The organism is Ensifer sp. 1H6, assembly GCF_001976035.1.
GTDB lineage: Bacteria > Pseudomonadota > Alphaproteobacteria > Rhizobiales > Rhizobiaceae > Ensifer > Ensifer canadensis.
On record NZ_MOAI01000001.1, the window covers coordinates 429,031 to 454,985 of the forward strand.

24 protein-coding genes, 1 tRNA gene and 1 pseudogene are annotated in these 25,955 nt (G+C 60.9%); 11 read left to right on the forward strand and 15 right to left on the reverse strand.

All coding sequences use genetic code 11. From position 1 onward, the window contains the following. The first annotated feature begins 7 nt into the window (after positions 1 to 7). The gene (locus tag BKP54_RS01865) at positions 8 to 1,102 is read left to right on the forward strand and encodes an AraC family transcriptional regulator (RefSeq protein WP_245317760.1); all 1,095 of its coding nucleotides are present in this window, start codon (positions 8 to 10) and stop codon (positions 1,100 to 1,102) included. A 58-nt stretch (positions 1,103 to 1,160) separates the two neighbouring features. On the opposite strand, the gene BKP54_RS01870 is transcribed toward BKP54_RS01865, so the two are convergent. From BKP54_RS01870 to BKP54_RS01885, 4 genes are all read right to left on the reverse strand, one after another. Beyond that, positions 1,161 to 1,613 carry a DUF2721 domain-containing protein gene (locus BKP54_RS01870; protein ID WP_025430469.1) on the reverse strand — a complete coding sequence of 151 codons (453 nt, stop codon included), beginning with the start codon at positions 1,611 to 1,613 and terminating at the stop codon, positions 1,161 to 1,163. 112 nt (positions 1,614 to 1,725) lie between these two features. Then, positions 1,726 to 3,759: a mechanosensitive ion channel domain-containing protein gene (locus tag BKP54_RS37245; protein WP_084814103.1), complete on the reverse strand. Its 2,034-nt coding sequence runs from the start codon at positions 3,757 to 3,759 to the stop codon at positions 1,726 to 1,728. Between the two features lie 365 nt (positions 3,760 to 4,124). After that, entirely contained in the window at positions 4,125 to 4,436 is a 312-nt protein-coding gene (locus BKP54_RS01880) for a hypothetical protein (protein WP_244496043.1), read from the reverse strand. A gap of 11 nt (positions 4,437 to 4,447) precedes the next feature. Beyond that, entirely contained in the window at positions 4,448 to 5,248 is an 801-nt protein-coding gene (locus BKP54_RS01885) for a DUF2092 domain-containing protein (RefSeq protein WP_128090352.1), read from the reverse strand. A gap of 203 nt (positions 5,249 to 5,451) precedes the next feature. Between BKP54_RS01885 and BKP54_RS01890 the strand changes: the two genes are divergently transcribed. Then, positions 5,452 to 6,387: an AraC family transcriptional regulator gene (locus tag BKP54_RS01890; protein ID WP_244496042.1), complete on the forward strand. Its 936-nt coding sequence runs from the start codon at positions 5,452 to 5,454 to the stop codon at positions 6,385 to 6,387. A gap of 617 nt (positions 6,388 to 7,004) precedes the next feature. Here BKP54_RS01890 and BKP54_RS01900 read toward each other — a convergent pair. From BKP54_RS01900 to BKP54_RS01910, 3 genes are all read right to left on the reverse strand, one after another. Next, positions 7,005 to 7,078 (reverse strand) — tRNA-Met (locus tag BKP54_RS01900). A gap of 520 nt (positions 7,079 to 7,598) precedes the next feature. Continuing rightward, complete coding sequence (locus BKP54_RS01905; protein ID WP_082557384.1) at positions 7,599 to 8,069, reverse strand: BA14K family protein; 471 nt, start codon at positions 8,067 to 8,069, stop codon at positions 7,599 to 7,601. A gap of 102 nt (positions 8,070 to 8,171) precedes the next feature. Continuing rightward, positions 8,172 to 9,305, reverse strand: a complete 1,134-nt coding sequence (locus tag BKP54_RS01910; RefSeq protein ID WP_084814105.1) for a LysR substrate-binding domain-containing protein — start codon at positions 9,303 to 9,305, stop codon at positions 8,172 to 8,174. Positions 9,306 to 9,588: 283 nt separating this feature from the next. Between BKP54_RS01910 and BKP54_RS01915 the strand changes: the two genes are divergently transcribed. Continuing rightward, the gene (locus BKP54_RS01915) at positions 9,589 to 10,404 is read left to right on the forward strand and encodes a nickel-binding protein (RefSeq protein WP_084814106.1); all 816 of its coding nucleotides are present in this window, start codon (positions 9,589 to 9,591) and stop codon (positions 10,402 to 10,404) included. Between the two features lie 80 nt (positions 10,405 to 10,484). Here the strand turns inward: BKP54_RS01915 and BKP54_RS01920 are convergent, their stop codons facing one another. After that, the gene (locus BKP54_RS01920; RefSeq protein WP_025430477.1) at positions 10,485 to 11,387 is read right to left on the reverse strand and encodes a LysR substrate-binding domain-containing protein; all 903 of its coding nucleotides are present in this window, start codon (positions 11,385 to 11,387) and stop codon (positions 10,485 to 10,487) included. A 259-nt stretch (positions 11,388 to 11,646) separates the two neighbouring features. On the opposite strand from BKP54_RS01920, the gene BKP54_RS01925 reads away from it, so the two are divergent. The 8 genes from BKP54_RS01925 to BKP54_RS01960 all read left to right on the forward strand — a co-directional run bounded on the left by BKP54_RS01925 (position 11,647) and on the right by BKP54_RS01960 (position 18,111). Then, on the forward strand, positions 11,647 to 12,342 hold the full coding sequence (locus BKP54_RS01925; protein WP_084814107.1) for an ABC transporter permease subunit: 696 nt from the start codon (positions 11,647 to 11,649) through the stop codon (positions 12,340 to 12,342). Further along, positions 12,342 to 13,079 carry an ABC transporter permease gene (locus BKP54_RS01930; protein ID WP_057206945.1) on the forward strand — a complete coding sequence of 246 codons (738 nt, stop codon included), beginning with the start codon at positions 12,342 to 12,344 and terminating at the stop codon, positions 13,077 to 13,079. Before BKP54_RS01925 ends, BKP54_RS01930 begins: the two co-directional genes overlap by 1 nt. Further along, positions 13,072 to 13,863 carry an ATP-binding cassette domain-containing protein gene (locus BKP54_RS01935; protein WP_084814108.1) on the forward strand — a complete coding sequence of 264 codons (792 nt, stop codon included), beginning with the start codon at positions 13,072 to 13,074 and terminating at the stop codon, positions 13,861 to 13,863. The genes BKP54_RS01930 and BKP54_RS01935 overlap by 8 nt, the downstream gene beginning before the upstream one ends. An 86-nt stretch (positions 13,864 to 13,949) precedes the next feature. After that, positions 13,950 to 14,783, forward strand: coding sequence for a lysine/arginine/ornithine ABC transporter substrate-binding protein (locus tag BKP54_RS01940; protein ID WP_084814109.1), 834 nt, complete (start codon positions 13,950 to 13,952; stop codon positions 14,781 to 14,783). A 65-nt stretch (positions 14,784 to 14,848) separates the two neighbouring features. Further along, complete coding sequence (locus tag BKP54_RS01945; RefSeq protein WP_084814110.1) at positions 14,849 to 15,973, forward strand: FAD-dependent oxidoreductase; 1,125 nt, start codon at positions 14,849 to 14,851, stop codon at positions 15,971 to 15,973. Then, positions 15,954 to 16,259, forward strand: a complete 306-nt coding sequence (locus BKP54_RS01950; protein WP_084814261.1) for a (2Fe-2S)-binding protein — start codon at positions 15,954 to 15,956, stop codon at positions 16,257 to 16,259. Before BKP54_RS01945 ends, BKP54_RS01950 begins: the two co-directional genes overlap by 20 nt. Then, positions 16,256 to 17,770, forward strand: a complete 1,515-nt coding sequence (locus BKP54_RS01955; protein ID WP_084814111.1) for an NAD(P)/FAD-dependent oxidoreductase — start codon at positions 16,256 to 16,258, stop codon at positions 17,768 to 17,770. Before BKP54_RS01950 ends, BKP54_RS01955 begins: the two co-directional genes overlap by 4 nt. Continuing rightward, positions 17,767 to 18,111 carry a RidA family protein gene (locus BKP54_RS01960; protein WP_084814112.1) on the forward strand — a complete coding sequence of 115 codons (345 nt, stop codon included), beginning with the start codon at positions 17,767 to 17,769 and terminating at the stop codon, positions 18,109 to 18,111. Before BKP54_RS01955 ends, BKP54_RS01960 begins: the two co-directional genes overlap by 4 nt. A gap of 188 nt (positions 18,112 to 18,299) precedes the next feature. Here BKP54_RS01960 and BKP54_RS01965 read toward each other — a convergent pair. From BKP54_RS01965 to BKP54_RS01995, 7 genes and pseudogenes are all read right to left on the reverse strand, one after another. Further along, positions 18,300 to 19,825 (reverse strand): annotated as a pseudogene (locus BKP54_RS01965) (amidohydrolase). After that, the gene (locus BKP54_RS01970; protein ID WP_084814113.1) at positions 19,822 to 20,760 is read right to left on the reverse strand and encodes a nucleoside hydrolase; all 939 of its coding nucleotides are present in this window, start codon (positions 20,758 to 20,760) and stop codon (positions 19,822 to 19,824) included. The pseudogene BKP54_RS01965 and the gene BKP54_RS01970 overlap by 4 nt, the downstream one beginning before the upstream one ends. Beyond that, entirely contained in the window at positions 20,757 to 21,182 is a 426-nt protein-coding gene (locus BKP54_RS01975; protein ID WP_084814114.1) for a VOC family protein, read from the reverse strand. The genes BKP54_RS01970 and BKP54_RS01975 overlap by 4 nt, the downstream gene beginning before the upstream one ends. Positions 21,183 to 21,191: 9 nt before the next feature. Further along, on the reverse strand, positions 21,192 to 22,085 hold the full coding sequence (locus tag BKP54_RS01980; protein ID WP_084814115.1) for an ABC transporter permease: 894 nt from the start codon (positions 22,083 to 22,085) through the stop codon (positions 21,192 to 21,194). After that, on the reverse strand, positions 22,082 to 23,119 hold the full coding sequence (locus tag BKP54_RS01985) for an ABC transporter permease (RefSeq protein WP_084814116.1): 1,038 nt from the start codon (positions 23,117 to 23,119) through the stop codon (positions 22,082 to 22,084). Before BKP54_RS01985 ends, BKP54_RS01980 begins: the two co-directional genes overlap by 4 nt. Then, complete coding sequence (locus BKP54_RS01990; RefSeq protein ID WP_084814117.1) at positions 23,116 to 24,696, reverse strand: ATP-binding cassette domain-containing protein; 1,581 nt, start codon at positions 24,694 to 24,696, stop codon at positions 23,116 to 23,118. Before BKP54_RS01990 ends, BKP54_RS01985 begins: the two co-directional genes overlap by 4 nt. A gap of 150 nt (positions 24,697 to 24,846) precedes the next feature. After that, entirely contained in the window at positions 24,847 to 25,872 is a 1,026-nt protein-coding gene (locus BKP54_RS01995) for a BMP family ABC transporter substrate-binding protein (protein ID WP_084814118.1), read from the reverse strand. Positions 25,873 to 25,955 lie beyond the last annotated feature (83 nt).

A 25,955-nucleotide genomic window follows, 5' to 3' on the forward strand; every position in this document is an offset into this window, starting at 1 on the left:
GACCCACATGTTTTACGGCACTAAACAGTATTCGCAATACGAAACCACTCATTTTGCGCCACGGTTGTCTTATTTCTGGAGTGTTGCATACATGGCTGAAATCCCGGTCATTTCCAACCGCATCCTGTCTGGCATGCCGGCCTTCATACGGCGTGAAATGGGGCAAAAGGCGCTGCTGCAGGCCAATCGTGCCATCGGCTTCGATCTCGAACTGACCGAGGGAGAGAACTGCTTCATCCCGCACGCAGCGGTAATCGGCTTCGTCGAAGCGGCTGCACGCGTCGCCGGTGAGGCCAACTTCGGAATTCTGATCACGCCGATGATGAACGTCGCCAACTATGGCAGCTTCGGACACTATGTGTTTGGCGCCGACACCCTGGGGCAGGCCATCGAGCGCAGCATTGCTGGCCTTCGTTATCATAGTACGGTCGATAGGATGTCAGTCGCAGTGGTTGGCGACGAGGTACGGTACAGCTATGTGTTCGCTTTGGCCGGCCACTCAGGATATGCCAGTATTGTCTGTGCCGCCGCGGGTGTCCTGCTCAGCCTCTTTAAGGCTTATCTGCCCCCTGACTGGCGACCGCTGCGCGTCGAGCTTGACACCGACAGACCGCGCCAGACAGGCCTTATTGAAGACGTCTTCCAGTGTCCGGTTCTTTTCAACGCACCCGCGACGAGCATCGTCACGGATCGCCATCATCTTTCCGCTGCTCCGAGGCCCGCTTCCTGGCCAATGGTCACCATCGAGGATGTGGCGCGAGACCGGCGAGGCGGCGCTCCACGGGATCTGCTCGAAGTCATCATGGAGCAGGTCCGGGTCCAAGTTCTCACCGGCAGCGTGTCGATCGATGGTGCTGCTCAATCGTTGGACACCAGCGTCCGGACCCTGCAACGGGAGCTGAACAGGGCCGGCACCGATTTTCGCGGGCTGGCGGGCGCCGCAAGGGTTCAACGAGCCATTGAACTGCTGTGGCACACGAACGGCTCGATCACGCGCGTGTCGGCGGAGTTGGGGTATTCGTCTCCAGCCAATTTCGCCCGGGCCTTCCGAAAGGCAACCGGCAATGGACCACGGGAGTTTCGCTCGAATATCTCGCGTTGAAGGTACGGCCGTTTGCCGTTCAGCAGCGCGAACGGCGACCAAGATGAGAAGTACCTGGTCAGTCTTGCTCCATGGGAAATTGGTCCATTCGTATTTGCCGCAACAAGTTCCGTCCGGCGATCAGCAATTCAGACAAGAATGCGACAAGCGATCCGATGAGCGAGACTATGGCACCACCAAAAAACCAGAAGAGATTTTCTTGGCGCAGTCCGATGGCAAGTGCACCAGCAAGTAGATTTAGGATTGCGCCGCCCGTGCAAATGCCGGCCATTACCCCAAGCACGACCGCAACTTCCAGAGCAAGTGCCCTTCGCCGCAGATACGCGAGCTGCATGCGAAACAATTTGCCCTGCTTACCCCTTTCCGCGACCTCGTTCAGCCGGTCCGATACTCTCCCGAGGCGAGTGGTGTAGATACTGACAAAGCCTGCGGTACCAGCCAACAAAAACACCGGCGCAAGGGATGTTTGTATGACAGAGGCAAGGTCGTTGACGATCGGCGGTGTGTCCATAATTCCTCTTAGTGCATTTCCAGGAAAAGCGCGAAGCGGTTTTCCGTCGGTAAATGCGCAAAAACAAAGAGATAGAGCGTTTCCCGGCGCTCCGTTTAAACCGGAAACGCTCTTAAGAAGCTGGCCCATTCGGTCCCGGTGGAGCAGTGGTGCCTTGAAGTTGCCGCGTGGCGTGAGCCGCAGCAGCTGAACCTTTGTCATCTCCGCTCACCTGGACGACAGGCTGAGCGAAATCGATCCCGTTGTCGCCAAACACCTGCATGAGCATCGTATATGCCTTGCGGCGGATCGCGGTTTGATCGCCAGGCTTACAGGTGAAGCCAACGCCGAGTTCGATGCCGTACTCGCCAATTTGCTCGACGCCCTTGAGCTTGAGTGGCTCGATGAATGACGAGCCGAGCTCCGGATCGGCCTGCAATTCCCCGCCGATTGCCTTGATGAGCTTGCGGACCTTGTCAAGATCGGTTTTGAAGGGGACACGGATGCGGAACTTATCAACCGACCAGTCACGGCTCAAGTTCTTGATGGCGCCAAGCGAACCGAAGGGCACCGTGAATATCGGTCCGCGATGGTGCCGCAGCCGGACCGATCGCAAACTGAAGGACTCGACTGTGCCTGTGTAACTTCCCGCCTCAATATACTCCCCGACGCGGAACGCATCGTCTAAAAGATAAAAAACACCGCTGACGATGTCCTTGACGAGCGTCTGTGAGCCGAACCCGATGGCCACGCCGACCACGCCCGCACCGGCGATGAGCGGGCCTATCTGAACCCCCATCTGCGAGAGAACCGTAAGCGCGGCCACACTAAGAAGCCCCGCGGCCAACGCGTTGCGGAATACAGGCAGCAAGGTGCGAAGCCGGCCTTGGCGGGCGATCTCATTCGGTGTGAGTGCTCTTCCATCGCCAACGCGGCCGAGCTGACGGGCAATGTAAGCATTCCCCAACTGCCAAACGAGGTCGATGACCAGCAAGATGACGACGCTGTTGAAGGCGCCGGTTATGATTGTCTTGGCGAGCGCCAGCTGACCGGTAATGGGCTGGAAATTGTGACGCCAAACGAATGCGATCCAATCCACTGCGATGATGATGATGATCGCTCGCGCGCCTCGTACAAGCAGCACTGTCTTCGGATCTGCCGCATCACCGTCATTCCAGCGTGAAGCCGCAAACGCGTGGGTCAACTTGTCAGCGATTGACAGGACACGGGGCACAACGACAAACATAATGCCGAGCCAAAATAGCGCCAGGAAACCACCGCACCAGAGCAGCCAGAGCGTTACGGCGCCGGCAATGCCGGTTGTCCGAGGCACGCGTTGGCCCAAAAGCTGTGCATCATCGCTGGAGCGGTTGCGGCCGATAGCTTCGATCGCGATCAGAAGAAGCAGGCCCGAAAATCCAATGGTAATCAAGGAACAGACGTCCTCGGCAACGGCGAGCCGCTCGCATATGGCCGAGAATGCCATCGCCGCTGTTAACACCGCGACGAACAGCCGGACACGGGGGTATGCCTTAGCCATCGGCACGGAAACGGTCATCGCCAGCCGGCAAAGCGCCAGCACGCTTCGGTAGGCGACCGTCGCGACGAGCGAATAAAGCACGACCACACGCATGAGTGGCGGCCAAGGAAAGATGAGAAAGACGAAGGCAACCGTCGCCGTGAAAATCAAGAGTGGCGCAAACTCCGTCTGCATCTGCGACAAGAGTTGATTGGGCAAGGTCACGGCTGGCACTGAACGACGAAGGAACCATTCCGTGCCAAAGCCAATGCCCGCGATGATGCCAATCATCAGGATCCCGGGGGCAAATCCACTATCGTGCGCCTCTTGCCGGACCGACGAGGCTGCGCGGTAGAGTTCGCTGCCTACACGTGGCACGGCAGACAAAAGGACGTTGAGGCGGGTACGCGAGCGGGCCTCTAAGTCGTCGATGACCCGCGCTACCTCGGCCGCCCCTTTTTCGGGAACTGCTGCTTGCCTTTGCGCCAGCCATGTCTTCACGTCCGCGTCTTCGAGAAGACGCAGCAGCTCGGCCACCTTTGGCGGTTCTGCTGTGCTCGTTGCCGGCGCCTGCGCCTGCGCGTGCGACAGGGAAACAACCGACAGGCAGATGAGCAGGCTCAGTAACAGGAAGCGAATGATGAACATGTAACCCCGTCGCAGCCACCGCGCTGACCGTTCTCAAATACGGCGGTAAATAACCCCGAACTGATGCTGATCCGACAGAATCAGTCGGATCAGCTTGGCAGGCGGAACCAACCGGAAAACACCTTTGTTGCGATCAGTCCATCGAAAATATTCTGTATTCACTCGGCCAGCCCGACTTCACCTGGCTTCCAGGACTTATCGAACCACGGCTCGAGCGGCCTGCAGGCGCAGAAGGAAATTCCACCCTTTGCAGGCAACTGGCCGTGCCCAGTCGGCGCTACTGTCGCTCGGAACATCGCGGGCTACGCACGAAGTGGGAAAAAGGGTGAAGATTTAAATCGAACTGGTGCAAACAAGCTCTGGCATCAGTCGATGTAGACGACGACGTAGCGCCCACCATAGGGCTGGTAATAGACCCCGCCGCAGCGCCAGATCACAACGCCGTTGACACTGGTCCTGACACAGCCGGTGGGCAGCGCGGCGACGTAGACAGTGGAGCGGCGGATTACGCGGCGGGTGGTGCGACGCGCAACACCGGCAACGCTGCCCGGGGTCGCGGGATGCCCAACGACCGCCTGGGCCTCCGATACGAACGAGCCGAACGGCATCGGTACAAGATGGTCGCCGACGAGCAGGGCGAGGCCGACGACTGTGGCGCAAAGGATCTTTCCGTACATCTTGCGCATCTTCATTCTCCCACCTCCAGCGATATGTCGCCGGTGACGTCTGCATGTATCTGTTCGAGTTTCCTGGCGTTCGCTGGCAGCGTGAATTTAAACTGAGCGCCGCCGATGGCGCCTGCCTTCCAGTCGCTGAGCCTGAGCGAGTATTCCGGCGCTCCGGTTACCCATTTGGTCGTGATGACATATTTGAGCGGCAACGGCTTGTTGCCCTTGCTGACCCAGATCTGCCAGTCGACGATATCTGTTCTGAAGGCGAGGTGATCGCACTCGACCCCACCAATGAATGCCGACCCCACGTGAGTACCCTTGGTAACCCCGTCTGTAAGGACGGTATAGGGGTCGCTTGCGAGCAGATCGGCTCCCGGTGCATCGAGACCGGTAGCGGCGCGAAGTTCGTCTGCTGCCTCCTCAACACTTGGTCCCGGACTTTGCAGCTGCGCGTAGACGTTCATGCCTTTGCTGTGGAGCGAGATCGTGCTGCCGTCGAACACTACCTCCGCATCGGCGAATGGCCCTTGCCGCGTCAACAGGAAACCCTTGGTGCGATCGAGCGCAATGGTACCCGATGCGCTGTACTGGATCTTCTGCCCCTCAAGGTCGACGATTTCCTGGTCTGCGTCATAGGTGACGCTAAGAGACGGCATCGATTTGAGATGGTCGCTCATCGCAGCGAGAATCTTGGCCGCTTCTGGTTCTATCGCGTCCTGGGCCGAAGCGGACCACGCCGCCGCACAGGCGGTGGCCGCTATGACCAACGTGTATGGGCGCCAGGTTGCACCCGGCCATTTCATTTTCAATTTTCTCATCCGCTATCCTCAGACCTCGCTCCTCCGACTTGGCACGTCCACCAACGGCCGTTTCGGGTCTCGCTTCCAAAACGCCTTCCGACCGAAAGCATTCCAAATCAATAATATATTGCTATAGTGACGCCTCTTGCGTCTTGCCTTTTCACGCCAATTTAGCGTTGTGAGTGTTGAATACTGCACCTTCGATCAGGATCAGGACGTTCTTGGCCATCGCGCCCTATCTGGCGAAGCACGATGTCTCGGCGATTGAGTTCTGCAAACGCCTCGGCATTTCGCCAAACGTGTTCCAGAATGCCGATGGCTGGCTTGCGCGCGCGCAGTGCTTTCGCTTGGGCAATGAGCTGGCGGCGGTGGCGGGGGACCCGTTCGCTGGCGCGCATATCGGCTCGTCGACCGACCTGCGTGAGTTCGGCGGGTGGGGACAATCCGTTCTGGCAGCGAGGGATGTGGCCCACGCTTGCGCGCTCGCGTCCGACAATGTGTCCTCGATCCACCGCGGTTCGGATGTACGCTTCCTGGTGGAGGGCAAAACCGCGCGAATCGTCTTTCGTTTCACGGACCGTTGCGAATTCGATCCCAGGCAGTTCATCTTCGGCAGTCTCGCGGTTTTGCGAAAAGTGCCGCTTTTGGCGGGAGAAGCGTCCGGAATAAAGGTTCGACTGACCGCGACAAAAACACGAGGGGCCGAGGCACTCGAAGAGTGCTGGGGTCCCAATATCGAATTGGGGTGCGAGCACGACATGATCGAAATCGATCGCGAGTTGCTCGACCTGCCTCTCAAAAGGCACGAAACTGGACCATCAAAGGCGACGACCGCCCTGACCTCGACGGTGGAGGTGGCACGATTGCTAAGCGACAAGCTCTTTCATGAACGGGAGCTTAGCTTGAAAGCGGTGGCAGCAAGAGTTGGGATGTCCGCCCGCACCCTACAGAGGCGCCTGAAATACTGCGGCGTCGAGTTCGAGGAGCTGCTTGATGAGACTCGGCGAAGCGAGGCTATCCGGCTCATCCGCGAAGGAGGTCACAGCATGACCGAGATCGCCTATAGGGTAGGTTACAGCGATCCCGCTCATTTCACGCGCGCGTTTAGACGTTGGACAGGGATGCCCCCATCTCGATTTCCTCCAGACCATCAATGAGATAGATAAAAGGAAGTCGTACAAACATTGGCTTCCCTCCTTGCATGATTGTTTGGCGTTTTATGGTCTTAGGGGTGCCCCCCTCGGGATGCGAGCCACGACACTCCTCCCAGAGGACGAGCAAGGCGACACCTGGCTTCTTGAGCTCGACAGCAAGATCGGCCCAGTTCGGCTCGACGCGTCTTCAGGTGAGATCCAGCGCCGTGCCGTCGCACTGGCTGGCCTCGATGCGCTGCAGCAGCTACTGAATGTTTCCTTAAATCGTATTCGATTTAAGGATAAAACATGCAGTAATTCAAAGTGCTACAGCGACCTGTGCGCGTCTAATAAGACGCGCGGCGCTGTAGGACCTTAGTCCGAGACGGACCGGCAAAGGTCGGAGGTGCGTTGCCGAATCTCACTCCCCATGCATACTCGGGCAGGCAAAGCGCCCACGGAACAACGGCCCGCCCCGCCGCCGTGAGCGCGAGTGGTCCCAGAGCGAAGGCCCCCAAGCCCAATACCGCAGCGCTCTGGGACCCGCCTTCTGGCGCAACTGCCCGCCCTCTAGAATCTCTCGCATCACTTTCAGGTCTCCCGACTGTTGACTACGATCGGGGCTTTCTGGCGCTGAAGATTGGTTGCGGCGACAGGATTCGAACCTGCGACCTCCAATTTATGAGGCTGGCGAGCTACCGGGCTCCACGCCGTAGACCGGTCAGATGACCGTTTCGCACCTCGCTATCATGCATGTGCCCCCTATTGGAGCGTCTTGCCTGTCGGCTTTTCTGTTTGCAAACAGCCCCGATTAGCCGGAAACGCGCTGTCGCTAGCCGGGGAGTATGCCGAGCTGGTGCACTACGCGGGAAGCCCAGTCTTTTCGTCGTAAAGCGCTTGTGTTGGGCGACGGCTCAGCGCTCATCCGCATCGGCTTTCGCCTTCTCGATATGAGTGAGGCATTGCCTCGAATTGTTGTCGGATTCATCCACCTCTCCGGCGGAAGGCAAAGGTCGCCATTACCAATAGTGTTGGATCAGAAATAGGTGGGCCACTTTCAAGCGACAACTAGAGCGCGCGAACGAGCCGCGAACATCCACAGGACGAAGAGTGTCCACCTACCCCGAGATTAACCTGCTTGCAGTAGGAACAAATAGTGAAAGGCGATCACCTACCGCATAGCCGGTGGTCATTGAGGTTTGGAGCCGATGACCGCCGCCCAACGGCAGCGCTGATCAATAGTATGGCGACACGCACTCCTGGCGCGGCCCATAATACGGCTGGAAGGTATTGTCGTAGGCGCTGTATGAACGATAGCGGTCATAACACCATTCGACATGGGCTGAGGGCGCGTTCGAATAGGCTCGGCGGGGCGGCGACGCGATCGCACCACCGATAACGACGCCTGCTCCAAATGCAGCAAGAGGATACCACCAGCCGTCACTGTGCCGACGATACCCGTCCCGCCGGTAACGGTAGCCGTTATAGCCGTTATAGTAGCCGTATCGAGGCCCCGAATTGTAACGGTACCCGTTGTACCCGCGCGAATGCGGCGGGCCACCGTAGTGACCTGGCTTGTGGTGGATCAGTTCCACAGCTTGGGAGTTCGGCTGCGCTACTGACACAGGAGATACAGGCAGAGCCTGTGCCGGTACCGTCGTTAGGGCCGTGGCAACTGCGACGAACACCGCACCTATTCTTTTCATGACATCATCCGATCGTTCTTTACCGGATCATTTTCCGGCACCTGCCATGAACGCAGGATGAACGCGGGTGGTTTGGCACAGCATCGAGCGTTAAAGCTCCAGTCACCGGGCTCGCTGGATTTCATCCAGGAGCCATTCCTTGAACGCGCGAATCTTGCGGGAATTCTCCCGTTCCTCCGGATAGACAAGCCAAAGGCTGGTTCCGTTGCGGGCGATGACATTGAAAAGCTGCACCAAACGTCCGGCCTTGATGTCCGGCGCGAAGAAGGCTGGCGTAAGCAGTGCAACACCTTGTCCGGCGAGCGCGGCCTGGCTGACCACTATCTGGGTGTTGAAAAAGACCGCCGAGGAGATTTTTGGCTCGGAATCCGCAAATCCTGCCGCCTTGAACCAAGCTCGCCACCAGTCATCATCTCTTAGCAACGGCAGCGTAAGGAGATCAGAAGGTGCCGATATGTTGCCAGCCCCTGCCAAGAAATCTGGGCTGCAGAATGGAGCGAACTCCTCGGCCATTAGCTCATGGGATATCAGACCTGGCCAGCGACCGTTACCCGCGCGAATACCGACATCGAACGGCTCGCGCGCAAAATCGACCACGCGGCTCATAACTTCCAGTCTCAATTCAAGATCGCGATGGGCGGTCTGGAACGCCCCGAGGCGCGGTGCCAGCCAATTGGTCGCGAAGGTGTGGATCGCGGTAATCGAGAGCAAGTTCTCGGATGTCCGTGGTATGGACACGCGAAAAGCATGTATGGGCCTGGCTATGTTCTTTAGCCTTTGAGGTCCAATATCCACGTATGGCAGAGGCAGCTTTCGTTCGACATGTTCATAGACACTGCTGGACAGGCAGACTCCGCCTGGTTCTGCCACTCCCTCCAGACGCACGGCGATGTTGACACCGTCTCCGAAGAGATTGCCGCCATCGGACAGGACGTCACCGAGATTGATGCCGATGCGAAATCTCATCTTGTTGTTCTCGGGAAGATCAAGAGAGCGCTCAGCCAGATCGTTCTGAATATCGACCGCAGCCCGCACTGCCTCGACCGCACTGGCGAATTCCGCCAGCACGCTGTCGCCTGCTCCGGCGAATATCCGACCGCGATGTTTGGAGACTAGCTCAGCGATAACAGTCTGGCAGATGCAGAACGCGGCGTGAGTCCGTTCCTCATCAACCTCCATGAGGCGGCTGTAGCCGACAACATCGGCAGCGAGGATAACGGTTAGGTGGCGCTCCATAGCGGGAATGAGGATACCGAACTACGAGGCGTAATGCCATTGCCCCGGCAATTCGCCAACGGCATAGATTTCACCTACAACACGATTGACGTGCTATCGTGCTGCGTGCGTCTACCGTCGACGTGGCGTTGAACCGTGGCGGCGACGGCCTCGAAACCATCGGCGGAGATGGTCTTGATACTGCGGCTGGCGGCAGGACAGCCCGCGTTGTCCGAGATAGACGATTGTCCGTGGCTGTCGTAAACTGATTGGTGACGGCAACGGTCCCTTCGGGAGCGAGCGAATGCCTATCTTCATGGACCGGCACGATCTTGCGGGCGTTTCCGCTGCAGATGTCGCTGAAGCACACCTCAAAGATCTCAGCATACAGGATCAGTATGGGGTCAAGTTCCTGACCTACTGGTTCGACCACCGGCGAGGAACGACGTTCTGTCTCATAGACGCACCGGACGCCGAAACCGCGCAGTGCGTTCACCGTGAGGCTCACGGGTTCGTGGCCGGCGAAGTGGTGGAGGTAGCGCTATCGGCTGTCGAGGCATTTCTGGGCCGAATACAGGATCCGGAAGCTGCGGGGCTACCCTCGAAGGAAATGGATGCCGGTCACCGGGCGATCCTTTTTACCGACATCGTTGGATCAACCGAAATGACATCGCGGCTCGGCGATCGCATGGCAACTGAACTCGTGCGAGCTCATGACGCCCTCGTTCGTGGTTGCCTGAGCCAAACGGACGGCCGCGAGGTCAAGCACACCGGAGACGGAATCATGGCTGCGTTCCCCTCGACGGCATTTGCAGTCGATTGTGCGAGGGAGATCCAACGGGAGTTTCGGCGCTATAACGCCGGCAATGGCGAGCCTATTCACATTCGCATCGGGCTGGATTGTGGCGAACCTGTCGAAGACAGCAATGACCTTTTCGGCACCACAGTCCAGCTGGCAGCGCGGCTTTGTGCGGCGGCGCGAAGCGACCAGATCCTGATATCTGAAAACATATTCCGAGAATATGACAACGCGGCCGTCTTCACCCATGGCATGCGCCATCACCTGAAGGGATTTGCAAAGCCTGTCCTGGCCTATCAGTGCGAATGGCTGAATGCGTGAAGCGGATAGCTTGAAGCCCTGAAACGTCGTCTTCTGGTCCGCGAAGCATAAACAGCTCGGGCGCCAACTTACACAGGGCCTCATCCCTGACGGATAAGCAGCGGGCTTACTTGCTGATCGTGATAATCCCAAAACTCCTTTTCGAATCGATCGACGATGCCCGATCTGCTCTGCCCTGAAGCACGAATGGCCAGAAAGCCGGCATCGATAAAGATCGAAAAGGGGCGAACGGTCACGCCTCTTCCGACGAATTCGCTGGCCGACGTCGGATCGATGATCGCGATGCCGGCACCCTCGGCCACCAGCGCAAGGGCGGTGTGGGACAGCTTCGTTTCCAGCGTCGACAGCTTGGGAATTCCGGCAAGCGCCACTTCCACACGCATGGCGAAAATCGTACCGGGCTCAAGGCTGATCATTCGCTGTCCCTTGAGATCGTCCGGACAGATCACTTGCCTTGCACACAGTGCATGACCATCGGGAATGGCGACGACCCCGGGCAAGGGGCGGGTCTCGATGGTAAAGCCGGGTCGATCGAGCGGGCCATCGGCATAGCCTATGTCGGCCTGGCCCGCAGCAACCGCTTCGATGACCATCGACGATGGAAGGCCGCTTAGCGAGGCGTGAAGGCTCGGCTTGTCACGCAGGAAGCGCGCGAGGAACCGCGGCAGGAAACCATTGCCAAGCGCCGGCATCGCCGCAATGCGCAGGGTCCCAGCCGACTGCCTTGCTATTTCTTCGGCGACGGCCGCGATCCGGTTCAGCCCGACGAAGGCCCGTTCGACTTCCTTCCACAGCGTGACGGCTTCCTGAGTGGGATTGATCTGATTGCCGCGGCGATCAAAGAGCCGAAGCTTCGTTGTGTATTCCAGATCGCGGATCAACCGGCTGACCGCCGGTTGAGTGATCGACATGAGTTCTGCCGCCGTTGTCATCTGGCCGGTCAGCATGACAGCCCTGAAAGCCTCGACCTGTCTGAGATTCACATCGGCCTCCATAACATTTGCTTATTCTCATGCCGAATTTTCGAATTTGACGTCATGGATCCCCCATGCAAATTTCGTTGTCAAGCGAGGGCACTCCATTGGCTGGCTGAGGACTTTAGACGGGGTCCGGCTAGCGGCGGCACCTTCTCATCACAATCGAAAACCTTAAGAACCGGCGCTCCATCGGGCGCCGAAACGATGACGCATGCAAACATGCGCAGGGAACCGAAAGGCTGAATTGGTGGGTTACTTGCAACTCATGGGCTTTAGCCCCGAAGGGTGGGGATACGATATGCTGACGGCGACCGGCATGACGGTCTCGGTCGCAATCAGCGGGTTTCTTGCCGGCGGCATCCTGGGATGCCTCGGCGCGGCGGCGACGTTCTCGCGGTTCGCCGCGCTGCGTTTCGCCGCAGCGTCCTATACGACCGTGCTTCGCGGCATTCCCGACCTGCTCGTCATCTACCTCTTCTATTTCGGTTCGAGCTCGGTCATCTCAACGGTAGCGGCGATGGTCGGCACCCAGGGTTTCGTGGGCGCACCGGCCTTTCTGACCGGAACACTTGCGATCGGCGTCGTTTCCGGCGCCTACCAGACGCAAGTGCTGCGAGGAGCGGTTCTGGCCCTTTCCAAGGGCGAGATCGAGGCAGGCCGGGCCCATGGCATGCCGCCATTCCTGCTTTTTCGTCGCATCGTCCTGCCACAGGCCGCCCGTTTCGCGATACCCGGTATCGGCAATGTCTGGCAGCTGGTGCTGAAGGAATCCGCGCTGATTTCGGTGATCGGGCTGGTGGAACTGATGCGCCAGGCCCAGATCGGCGCCGGATCCACCCGCCAGCCGTTCAGCTTCTACTTGACGGCGGCAGCGCTCTATCTGACGATCACCTTTGTCTCCGGCCGCGGGTTCCGTATCGCGGAACAGCGTGCAATGCGCGGTGTGAGGAAAGCTGTGTGATGGCGCTCGACCTTCCTTTCCTCGCGGACACTTTCCTGGCGCTTCTGACAGGCATCCCACTGGCGCTTCAGCTCGCAGCAACGTCCATCATCGCCGGCGGCATCCTTGCCTTCGGCCTCGCACTGATGCGGGTATCCGGGAGATGGTGGCTCGATGGACCGGCGCAGATCTACATCTTCATCTTCCGCGGAACCCCACTCCTCGTGCAGATCTACATCATCTATTACGGCCTCAGCCAGTTCGAGGCCCTACGCCACAGCTTCGCGTGGCCGTTCTTGCGGGAGGCCTATTGGTGCGCCGTCATCGGTCTTGCGCTCAACACCGCTGCCTATAGCGCGGAAATCATCCGGGGCGGCCTGATCTCGGTTCCTGCCGGCCAGGTGGAGGCGGCGCGCGCCTGCGGGATGTCGAACACGATGCTGTTCCGGCGCATCGTGCTTCCGCTCGCCCTGCGGCAGATGCTGCCCGCCTATAGCAATGAGGTCATCCTGATGACGAAGTCGACGGCGCTCGCCTCGACGATCACGCTGATGGAAATCACCGGCATCGCCGCCAAGCTCATCTCCGCAAGCTATCGCCCCGTCGAAGTCTTCATCTGCGCCGGCGCCATCTATCTCGCCATCAACTTCATCGTCGCACGGCTGTTCGCTGGCCTGGAATACGTCTCGACGCCGGAGCGACGGACCCCGTCCGCGATGGGTTGCGCCTCCGAAACACGGAAGGAATGTCATGTCTGACCATGGAAGTGTACCGGCAGTCGAACTATCGGGAATCCGTAAAAACTACGGCCCGCTGGAAGTTCTGCACGGCATCTCGCTCACTGCCAACGAGGGTGACGTGATCTCCATTCTGGGCTCATCGGGATCCGGAAAGTCGACCCTGCTTCGTTGCATCAACATGCTCGAAGTTCCCAACGCCGGCTCGGTCGCGATCCATGGTGAAACCATCCGGATCCATCAACGCCAAGGTGTGACGCCGCGCCCGGAAGACAGCCAGCAGGTCAACCGTTTGCGGGCCAAGGCCGCGATGGTGTTCCAGTCCTTCAATCTCTGGTCCCATCTGACCATTCTTGAAAACTTGATCGAGGCCCCGGTGCACGTGCAAAAGCGGGACCGCAAGCAATGTCTGGCGGAGGCGGAAGCCCTGCTGGAGCGTGTCGGCATTGCCGACAAACGCCATCACTATCCCGTCCATCTCTCCGGCGGCCAGCAGCAGCGTGCGGCCATTGCCCGCGCATTGGCGATGCGACCGAGCGTCATGCTGTTCGACGAGCCGACATCGGCGCTCGACCCCGAACTGGTCGGCGAAGTGCTGAAGGTCATGCGCGATCTGGCGGCGGAGGGACGGACCATGCTGATCGTCACCCATGAGATGGCGTTTGCCCGCGACGTGTCGACCCGCACGGTCTTTATCCATCAGGGCGTCATCGAAGAAGACGGCCCGCCATCTGAGGTCTTTTCGAACCCGCGTTCCGAGCGGTTCCGGCAGTTCATTTCACGGGAGGAAAGAGCCGCCCCCTAGAGCACTTCAGGAAAGGCGGCAGCAATGCCTGAGCAGATCTACCGTCGACAGAAACATCAACCAGAAAACACATAAGAGGTGAACTGATGAAAGTGCATACGATCCTGACAACTCTCCTTGTTGCGTTTGGCGGAACCGCCGCGGCCCAGGACAAGGTGCTGACGATCGCAACCGAGGGCGCCTATGCACCGTGGAACTTTTCCGGGCCCAACGGCACGCTCGACGGCTTCGAGATTGATCTCGCCAAGGTGCTTTGCGAGCGCATGAAGGTGAAGTGCGAGATTGTCGCCCAGAACTGGGACGGCATCATCCCGTCGCTGACGGCGAGGAAATACGACGCGATCATGGCCGGCATGAGCATCACGCCCAAGCGCGAGGAAGTGATCGCCTTTTCAACCCCCTATGCGGCGGGCATCAACGCGTTCGCCGTCGCCGCCGACAGCCCGCTTGCCGACATGCCGGGCACGGGCGAGAGCTACTCGCTGGATAGCCAGGCGGACGAGGCCAAGGCTCATATCGACGAAATCGCCAAACTGCTCGACGGCAAGGCCGTGGGCGTACAGGGGTCGACGACGGCATCGGCATTCATGGAGAGCTATTTCAAGGATGCGGCCGACATCAAGGAATACAAGTCGACGGAAGAGCACAACTTCGACCTGGTGAACGGCCGGGTCGATGCCGTGCTCGCAAACGCGACGGTTCTTACGGAGTCGCTGGCAAAGCCGGACATGCAAGGCGCGAAGATATCCGGCCCGCTCTTTTCCGGTGGCATCTTCGGCTTCATCGCCGTCGGGTTGCGCAAGGAAGACACCGCACTGAAGATGCAATTCGACGAAGCGATCGAGGGCGCACTTACTGACGGGACAGTGAAGGAGCTGTCGCTGAAGTGGTTCAAGATCGACATCACCCCCCGGCTCTGACGGACCCGAACCGGGTGCGGCGGCCTTAACCGCACCCAACTCGCTGACAATATCGAGAATACTTCATGGCACTTCTGGACGAATGCGAGATGGCCGTCGTGGGCGGCGGCCTCGTCGGCGCAGCATTGGCCTGGGGCCTTGCGCGATCCGGTACCCAAACCATGGTGCTGGACGGGGAAGACCTGGATCTTAGAGCATCGCGCGCCAATTTTGCGCTGATCTGGGTGCAGGGCAAAGGTTTGGGCGCGCCGGATTATGCGCATTGGTCGAAGACATCGGCCGAGCTCTGGCCCGAATTCGCGCAAATGCTTGCCGCAGATACCGGCATCGACGTGGCCTTGAGCCAGCGCGGCGGCTTTTCCTTCGCACTGTCGGCTGAAGAACTCCGAGACTGGCGAATTGAGCTCGAAACCATCGCCGCGCAATCCATCGGAGAACCCGCCCCCTATGAAATACTCGATCCGCAAGCCCTTCGTGCACGCCTTCCCCTGATCGGCCGGGATGTCGTCGGTGCGATCCATTCGCCGACCGATGGCCATGTGAACTCGCTTCGGCTCTTTCGCGCCCTTCATGCGGCCATGAAACATCGTGGCGTCGACTATCGCGCCCATCGGCGCGTGGACCACATCGAACCGATAGCGGGAGGTTTTCGCCTGACGGGCGAATGGGGTGGCGTGCGCGCGCGCCGCATCATCCTTGCCGCTGGTGTGGACAATGAGCGCCTCGCACCGATGGTCGGCCTTCGCGCGCCGCTCAAGCGCAGCAAAGGCCAGATTCTGGTGACCGAGAAATGCGCGCCGTTTTTCAGCTTTGCATCGACGACCATCCGCCAGGCCGACGAAGGTGGCGTGATGATCGGTGACAGCGAAGAGTGCACGAGCTCTGCCTTAACCACCAATCAGGACATCACCGCCGTGCTGGCAAGCCGCGCGATCCGTGTTTTCCCGACGCTGGCCGACACCAATGTCGTCAGAAGCTGGACCGGATTTCGCGTCAAGACCCAAGACGGCTTGCCGATCTACGAACAGTCTTTGACCCATCCGGGTGCCTTCATCGCCATCTGCCATTCCGGCGTGACGCTTGCAGCCAATCATGCACTCGCCGTGGCCCCGCAAATCGCGGCGGGGACACTCTCAAGCGCCCTGTCTCCCTTTCATTCGCGGAGGTTCGATGCTCCTAAGAACGCGTGAAATCACCGACAAACTATCCTTCACCTTCGACGGCGAGACGCACTGGGCCGAGCGCGGCGATACGCTGGCACTCGCGCTTCTGGCAGCCGGCGTCGACGTCTTCCGCAAGAGCGCCGTCGGCGGCGTCCCGCGCGCGCCCTATTGCCTGATGGGCGTCTGCTTCGAGTGCCTGTTGACGGTCGACGGTGTGCAGAACCGGCAAAGCTGCCTGATTGAAGTGCGTGAAGGCATGGTCGTTGCCAGCCAACAGGGTGCACGCACTTTGACGGAAAGAGAGTGCAAATGAGCGCACATACCGTCACCCATGCCGAGCAGTTGGCCGCGCGGTATGACCTCGTGGTCGTCGGTGCCGGCCCCGGGGGTCTCTCGGCCGCAATGGAAGCCTCGACCGCCGGGGCTCGCATCCTTGTCGTTGACGAAAATCCCGGCCTCGGCGGGCAGATCTATCGCGCGATCACCCGCAACACCCCGGAGACGCAGCCGTTCCTCGGCGAGGAATACTGGAAGGGCCGCTCGATCACTGCGGCCTTCCTTGATGCGGCGGTGGATTACGCACCATCAACCACTGTCTGGGACCTTGAGCCGGCCGATGGAGCGGTGTCCTGCGATAATGCCGTGGTGGGTCTGACGATCGGCGGGACGACCCGCAGGATTGAGGCGCGCGCCGTCATCCTTGCAACCGGCGCCATGGAGCGGCCGATGCCGGTGTCGGGCTGGACGCTGCCCGGCGTGATGACCGCGGGTGCGGCGCAGATTGCACTCAAATCCATCGCGGGCATCCCGAAGGGCAGGATCGTTCTGGCCGGTTGCGGCCCGCTTCTCTATCTGCTCGCGGCGCAACTGCTTGATGCCGGCGCAGATATAACCGCTCTCGTCGACACCACCGATAAACGACAGCGGCTACCGGCGCTGCGCCATCTGCCGGACTTCCTGCGCTCACCTTATGTCGCAAAGGGACTGGCTCTTCTCATCAAGGTCCGCAGGCGCATACGGATTATCTCGAATGTCTCGCAGCTGTCGATCAGCGGCGCAGACAAAGCGCAAGGCGTGGCCATTCGCGCCGGCGGCCGCCAACAAACGATTGCCGCCGACTGCGTGCTCCTGCACCAGGGGGTCATTCCGAACATCAACCTTGCAAGCGCTGCCGGTTGCGCGATCGAATGGAACGATCGGCAGCGCGCCTTCCAGCCGCAGACGGATCACCAGGGACGCACGACCGCCACGGGGATTTTCGTTGCCGGCGATGGCGCCTTCATCGGTGGTGCCCAGCATGCCGCGGTCAGTGGGCGGATAGCAGTGCTTGCCGCCCTGTCCGACCTCGGCTTGACCACACCGAGCAGCGTAGACGAAAGGGCCGCGCAGCTGGAAGCGGAGCGTCAGACATATCTTCGCGGCAGAGACTTTCTCGATGTGTTTTATCGACCGGCGCAGCAATTTCGAGCACCGCAGGATGAAGCCACCATCGTCTGCCGCTGTGAAGAGGTGAGCGCCGCAGTGCTGCGCCAGGCGATCGCCCTTGGCCCACCGGGCCCAAACCAGCTCAAGACGTTCACGCGTTGCGGCATGGGGCCCTGTCAGGGGCGCCTCTGCGCCTCCACCGTCACGGAGATGATGGCGGCGGAACGAGACGTCAGCCCAAGCGAGATCGGCACTTATCGCCTGCGCGCACCGGTCAAGCCGCTTCGCCTTAGCGAACTTGCGGCCCTTCCCCAAACCCGAGATGCGGTGATCGCCGTAACCGGCCGCGTCCCCGACGAACCGAGCACTTTACAAACAGAGAAAGGCAATGCCCCATGACCAAACGCCACCTCCCCACCCCGATCATGCATCGCGTCGTCGAGCACAATGGCCTTGTGTTCGTCGGTGGGACGACCTGCGACAACGAAAGCCTCGACATGTCAGGACAGACCGAGGAGATCCTGGCGAAGATCGAGAGCTATCTGGCGCAAGCCGGGTCGGACAAGACAAAGCTGCTGTCGGCAACGATCTTCATCACCGACATGAACCTCAAGCCGGAGATGGATGCGGTCTGGAAGAAATGGCTGGCACCGGAGACCTTCCCGGTACGCGCAACCGTCGGCGTCGCTGATCTCGGCGGCGACACCAAGATCGAGATCGTGGTGACGGCACATCGGTAATCCATCCGACCATCTTCAAACTCCGGGGGTCCGTCAAACCGATAAGACGGACCCGACGCCATGATGGCAATCATCGCAACGTGCCGGGCGGAAAGAACCGTTTTTCATCAAGAACAAAATCCGCCGGGACACGCGACTTCTCGTCAACGGCGATGCCACCTCGAGATCATCCGGCAAAAGCAAACGGTTCAAGACTTGAGGCGCACGTCAGCAGTGTCTCCCTGATAACGATTGAGCCCGATATCCACCTGGGTCGCCCTGCGATGGATTTCCGCCATGACCGGCTCGAATATCTTGTTGCGGCGCTCGAGGTCGGCATGTTCGGCGAGGTAAGCCGGTACCAGCTCGGCAATCTCATCGAAGACGGCTTGTTCGTCGATCGTGGTCAGACGCCCATTCTGCACCACGATCCGGCCGGCGACCATCACGGTCTCGATCGAGGAGCCGTTTTCCGAGTAAACCAGATGCTTTGCGACGTCGTTGAGCGGCATGAAGGGATAGCTGCTGAGATCAAGGATCAGGAGATCGGCCGCCTTGCCAACCTCGATCGAGCCGGTCACCTGCTCCAGCAAGGCCGTCTTCGCACCGCCGATGGTCGCCATGGCGAGAATCTCGTCCGCCGCCACCCACCTCTCGTAGTCGGGCCCGGCGGCGCTGTGCACGAGGCCGGCGACGCGCATGACATCGAAGATGCGCGAGGTGTCGTTCGAAGAAACGCCGTCCGTACCAAGGCCAATCGTCACCCCGGCATCGAGCAGCGGCGGATCGGAGCGATGCCGGCGCCGAGCTTCAGGTTCGAGACGGCATTGTGGGCGACCGAGACTCCGGCCTCGCCCATCAGCCGCATGTCCTCGTCGCTCACCCAGACCGAATGCGCGATCGTCGTGTTGCGTTTTAAAAGACCGAGATCGTGCATGTAGGCGATCAGGGATTTGCCATGCAGCATGTGGCCGGTCACGGCTTGGGTCTTGGTTTCGAGAATATGCGTGTGGAACGGAACGTGCTTTTCGACCGCAAGATCCATGCACGCCGCCATGAGATCCGGCGAACAGCGCTGCGGCGCGGAGGGGGCGATCATGAAATGCAGCCGGCCCGATTTGCCGTGCAGGCCGGCGAAGGCCGACCTGCAATAGTCGATATAGGCATTCGCCGTCAGCGGCGGGCCAAAATCGAGAAGGGCCTGCAACTCGGGCGGCATCACCTCGCGGGCAAAGGGCAGCGCATCGAGTGTGTGGACGTTCATCACGGCGCTCGAGACATTGGCGCGAATGCCGGCATCGTCATAGGCGCGAAAGACGGTTGAAAGGCGATCGAGATCATGCCGGGGCGGATCAAAGAAATCGTCGCAGAAGGTGGTGATGCCGTTGCGCAGCGATTCCATGGCCAAGAGCAGGCTGCGCAGATAAAGCAACCGTTCGCCGATCGGGTCGTTCATCAGCAGCGGATAGGCATAGAGCAGCCAGATTTCGAGCGGCATGCGCTCGTAGCGCCCCCGAAGGAAGGTCTCGCTGGAATGGGTGTGGGCATTCACAAGCCCGGGCATCACCAGCTTGCCCCGTCCCTCAATGATATGTGCGCCAGGGCCGGCCGAGAGGCCGTCACCGATGGCCTTGATGGTCTCGCCCTCAATCACGACGTCGCCGGCAAATGGCGCTGCGCCATGGCTGCCATCCATCGCCACGATCGTCGCGTTGCGGATCAGGATTTCACTCATGGCAGGTTTTCCAGTGAATTCAGGAGAAGATCATAATAGGCGACTGGGTCGCCGTCCGTGACATAGAAGACATTCTTAGGCCGGTCGGTGATCTGCCACCAGTCGGCGACCGTCATGCCAGATGTCAGCGTGCCGTTGAGTTCGACGGAGACGTTGATCTGCCGTCCTGAAAACATCTGCGGCGCCAGCATGAAGGCCGGCACGCATGGCCCGTGCAGCGGCGCACCTTCCCAGCCGTATTTCCTGAGGTCGAAGGCTTCGGAGAATTCCAGCATTTCGGCCGTCGCCACGCCGCAGCGGTTTCCAAGTGCCCGCATGGCGCTCAAACGCTCCGGTGTCGAGCGCATCCTGTGCGTCACGTCGAGCGGCAGGAGCGTGGTCCTGATGCCGGCCCTCAGCACGATGTCAGCGGCCTCGGGATCGACATAGCAGTTGAACTCCGCCGTCGGCGTGATGTTGCCGACCTCGAAATATGCGCCGAGCATCGCGACGACCTCGTGGATCTTGCCAGCAATGTCGGGCGCCTTGCGCAAGGCCATGGCGAGATTGGTCACCGGCGACAGCGAGCATATCGTGATCTCGCCGGGGTTGGCGCGGACGGTGTCGATAATGAAATCGACGCCGTGCTTTTCCTGCGGCCCGATCTTCGGCTGTGGCAAATCCGGGCCGTCAAGACCGGTCGGGCCATGGACGTGCTCGGCCATAACAAGCGGACGGATGATCGGATGCGGGCAACCGGCGAAGACGGGAATATCCGGCCGGCCGGCCAGTTCCATCAGCTTCAGGCAGTTGGCGATCGTGTGATCGAGGTTGATGTTGCCGGCCGTGGCGACCAGCCCGAGAACGTCGAAGGCCCGTCGCTGGCCGAGGATCATCAGGATGGCAGCCGCCTGGTCCTGACCAGGATCGGTGAGGATGATCAGCTTGCGTGTCATGCCGCCACCTTGCCGGGGGCGCCGCCATCGAGCCACGCGTAAAGCTCCCAGGTCTCGCCATCAGGCCCGTAGAAATAGAGGCACCGGGCGTTCCACGGGTAGTCGGCCGGGGGATTTATGAAGGTCACGCCGTCTTTTGCGAGATCCGCATAAAGGACATCGATATCCGCGGGACTGTCGAGCCGTACCGCCACGAGCACCGCCGATGCCGATCCCTCGGGCACCTGCACATCGGCATGTTTCTCGATATGCGACCGCTCCCACAGCGCCAGCGTCAGCCCCGCACCGGTGAAATCTGCAAAGCCGGGTGCGCGGTGCCTGAGTTCGAAGCCGAGCTTCTGCGTATAGAAGCGGATCGACGCCTCGAGGTCGGTGACCAGGATGCAGACATCCTGGATCGGATGGCGTTGCGCGAACGTCATGGTGCCTCCCTATTGATCCCTAAGCTCGGCGAAGGAACTGGCGGCCTTAGCACCGCCGCGCAGCTTGCCGGAGAGCCAGACGCCGAAGACGGTCGCGAGATAGGGCAACGCCTGCAGGAGATCGTGGGGGATCTTGTCGCCGAACATGAGCTGCGCCCGGATACCGAGCGCGCCGACGACAGCGAAGAAGAGCGCGGCGAAGGTGGCCCCCACCGGATGGGAAGCGCCGAAGATGACCGCGGCGAAAGCCATAAATCCGCGACCCGCCGTCATACCCTGGGCGAAGAATTGCAGGCTGCCGGCGGCAAGTTCGGCCCCACCGATCGCGCACAGCGCCCCGCCAATCGCCAGCGCCACGAGGCGCATGCGCGAGGGATTGGCCCCGACGCTGCGGGCAGCGAAGGGATGCTCGCCACAGGCGGCGAGCCGGAGACCGAAGCGCGTGCGACGCAGCAGCACCCACATGCCGAAGACGACGAACGGCATGGCGGCGACCGCAATCGACAGCACGCCATAGGCGCCGAAGGCCGGCCCGAGCTTCGGAATGCCGAACGGTGCGGTCACGCTCGCCTGGCTCCCGAAGATCGACTGAACGGCGAGCGCCGTGCCACCGACGCCAAGACCCGTCAGGCCGAGGCCGGCGATGATCGGATTGGCCTTGAGCCTGTCGATGACGAACCAGAGGAGGACGGAGGCGAGTACGCAGATGAGGATGGCGATGAGGATGGCAGCGACGATGGAATTGGTCAGCATGATGCCGACGATCGTGGTACAGGCACCGATGATCATCAGGCCCTCGAGACCGAGGTTCCACACCCCTGCCCGCTGCGCAATGACGCCGGCGAGGGTGACATAGATCAGCGGCGTACCGGAGCGCAGGATGGCAATAATGATCTCGTTCATGACGGGCGTCCTCCGAGACGCAGCACTTGGTCGACGAGTTTCGACCTTGCCGTGATGAATAGCGCGATCGCCGCATTGATGATGTCGATCGCAGCCGCCGGCAGCCCGGCCATGATCGGCAGATAAAGCGCCGCCGAGGCAAGGCCGCCGAAAAACACCGCGGCTGCCGCAGTGCCGACCACGGAGAGATTGGCGACGAGCGCGATCAGGATCGCCGTGAAGCCGTGGGCAGGCAGGAACCCGGATGCGATGCGGCCGTTCGGCCCCATGAACTCGATGGTTCCGGCAAGACCCGCCAGTGCGCCCGAGATGATGAAGCTCGAAAGACCCAGTTTCCACAGCCGCGCGCCCTGCCACTCCACCATCGTGCCGTTGCGGCCGGCAAGGCTCGCAAGAACCCCGAAGGCCGTGCGGTTGACCAGGAGCCACATCAAAATGCCGACGGCGGCGGCGATGGCGACGATGGTCGGGGACAGGCCGAGCGAGTCCGAGATGCGGTAGGCCGCGTCGAGCGGGCGGCTCGATGCCTGCTGGCCGGATCCCGAAGGATCCTTGAGCGGTCCCGAAGTGACATAGACCAGAAGCAGGCCGGCCATGAAGTTACCCATCAGCGTGGTGATCACCTCGTCCGTGCCAGACCGCAATCTCAAAAGCCCCGGCCAGAGAGCCCAGAGGGCGCCGCCCAGCATGCCGGCGATGATGAGCGCCGGGATGACGAGGAATGCCGGCCCGCCCTTGAACGCCTCGGCGGCGAAGGCGGCGCAGATCGCGCCGACATAGAACTGGCCCTGGGCGCCGATGTTAAAGAAACCCGCCCGGAAGGAAATCCCGACGCCCACGGCCGTGATGAACAGTGGCAACGCCCATCTGAGGCTCTGTTCGATCGCGCCGCTACGCAGGAAGGCGCCGTCGCCTACCGCCCAGAGCATGACCCCCGCGTTGTAGCCGGCAAACTGGAACACCAGCGCGCACAGGACGAGCGCGAAGGCCACGAAGATCAGGCTGCGGGCAACCGTGACGAGACTGTCTTTCATGCGCTTACCCTCGCAGCCGCATCGGTCATGGCTGCGCCCACCGACGCGATGTCGAAGGGCGCGCGGAATTCGCCGTTCACACGTCCCGACAGCATCACCACCACACGGTCGGAGATGTCGAACAGCTCGTCGAGATCGGACGAAATCAAGAGGATGGCAGCGCCGCGATCGCGCGCCTGCCGGAGCGCCTGCCACACGAAGGCGGTGGCACCGATGTCGAGACCACGCGTCGGCTGAGCCGCGATGATCAGCCTGGCATCGCGATCGACCTCGCGCGCAAGGATCACCTTCTGGGCATTGCCGCCCGACAAGGACCCCGCTTTCTGCGCTGAATTGTGGTAGTGAACGCTCCATTCCCTAAGCGACCGGTCGCAGGCTTCGCGCACCGCCGAGGGGCGGATCACCTTGAGCAGGCTTCCCTGCAGCAACTCCCTTGCGCTCCAGTTCTGCCAGAGCGAACTCGTGAGGCTGAGACCTTCGACATTGCGCTCGAAGGGAATGATCCTGAGACCAACCGCGCGACGCTCGGCGAGCGGTTTGCCGGTCACGTCATGGCCTGCAAGCACGATCGATCCGCCGGCAAGATCGGCAAGGGCGGAAATTGCGCGAACCAGTGTCTTCTGTCCATTGCCCTCCACGCCGGCGATGCCGACGATCTCGCCCGGGCGAATTTCCAGATCGACGCCATCGAGTGCGATCCCCTCACTGTCCGGCCGCGTCGAGACGGCCTTCATCGACAGCACGCTCGGACCTTTCGCATGTTCCGGATGGTCTGCGCCCTCGCCTGCGGGCGATTTCGCTCCGACCAGCGCGTCGCGCTCATGCCGGCCGAGCGTCTTGGCAATCGCATCGCCGACGATCAGGTTGGCGAGCCTCTCGGCCGAAACCTCGGCGATCGGAAGCGGCCCTTCGACCTTTCGGCCGCCGCGCAACACCGTTACCGTGTCGGCGATGCCGAGCACCTCGCGGATCTTGTGAAGGATGAGGATGACGGTAACGCCGCGCTCCTTGAGACGACGGACACGAGCAAACAGCATGTCTATGCCTGAGGGAGAGAGCACTGCGGTCGGCTCATCGAGGATGAGCACGCGCGCATCCATGACAAGCGCCCTTGCGATCTCGATGCCCTGCTGGGTCTCGATCGGCAGGTCGCGGATCCGCCTGTTCAAATCAACTTGGACGTCGAGACCGGCGAGATGCGTCCGCCATTTTTCCGCAAGCCCCTTGCGAGTGTAGATGCCACCTTTGCCCGTGGCGCCGAACTCCATGGTCTCGGCAACGGTAAAGGATGGCGGCAGGGCGAAGCTCTGGTGAACCAGCTCCACGCCGGCAGCCCGGCTGTCGCGGACCTGACCGGTGCGGATCTCGTGGCCCATCACGTCGACGGCGCCGGCGGTCGGCTGAACAAGCCCCGCAGCGACGCGGGCGAAAGTTGTCTTGCCGGCGCCGTTCTGGCCCACGACCGCATGGATCTGGCCGGGAACAAACGAAACGGCAACGTCCGACAGTGCAGTCACGTCTCCGAATTTCACGGTGACATCCCGGCACTCCAGCGCAGGCTTCGGAAGGTTGGACATCAAAAGGTTCCCATCGAGAGCGAAGGCTCACGGACCGTCAACAGGAAGGAAGACGATCCGCGAGCGTCCGGCGGCCCTCCCCGAAGGCAAAGGCCGATGCCGGTTTTTCGTCAAGGCTCCGGTGCCGACCCTGCGGCCGGCGCCGGAGGCTCAGAGTGTGGTGTTGAATGGAACCTTGATGGAGCCATCAAGAATACCGGCACGCGCCTTTTCGACCTCGACAAGCGCTTCCTTCGCCCTGGCATTCAGCTCAGCCGGCCCCTGTTCCGCGAAGACCGGCGAGGGAATGAAGTCGATGACGCCGGTGCCAAGGCCCGTATGCTCGTGCGTGCCGCCCTTCCATTCAGGACCGACGGCCTTCGTTGCCTCGTTGTAGAGCGAGACGCCGAAATCGAGGCCGACGATGGAGATAAGCGACTTCGGACCGAGTGCGTACTGTCCCGGAGCAAGGCAGCTCACCATGCGGCCTTCCTTTTCGTTGGCTGCGGCGATAATGCCGCCGTCGGTGGCCGCCGCGTCCGTCTGAATGTAGTCGATGCCGTCATTGTACATCTGGGTAGCGATTTCCTGGCCCTTTGCAGGATCCTGGAACGAGCCGGCAAAAGCGGCGATGACGCTGGCGTCCGGCTTGATCGAGTGGACGCCGGCTTTGAACGCGTTGAAATCGGCGTTGAGCGGCGGGATCGAAACGCCTCCAATGAAACCGGTCTTGCCCGTCGTCGTCATCTTGGCCGCAAAGACGCCAGAGAGATAGCAGCCGAGATAGTAGTCGTAGGACACCGTGACTACGTTCGGGATCGCCGGCTCGAAGGGGTCGGCGAACAGCTGGATCCATTTGGTACCGGGAAAGGACGGCGCCAGCGCCTTGAAGGGCTCGGCCACTTCGTTGAAGGTGGAGATGATGATCGCAGCACCTGCGTCGCCGAGCGTGCGGTAGATGGTCTCGTAGGTCGCGGGGTCCTGCGCGTAGACGGCGCGGTATTCAAAACCCTTCTCTTCCGACAGCTGCTTGAGCTTGGCGATCATCTGATCGACCGGGCCGTTGTCGCCGGCGGCCTGCGTGTGGACCAGTGCGACCAGCCCGCCGGACGCCCTGGCAAATTCGGGCACGATGCTGGCGGCAAGACCGAGCGCTGCGGCGCCCGCGCTCGCCTGCAGGAATGTGCGACGGTGCATTATGTGTTGTGAAGCCTTGTCAGTCATGATTGTTCCCTCTTTTGTTGATTGTCTTGTGTCATGCGCATTCCGACACGCGCGGG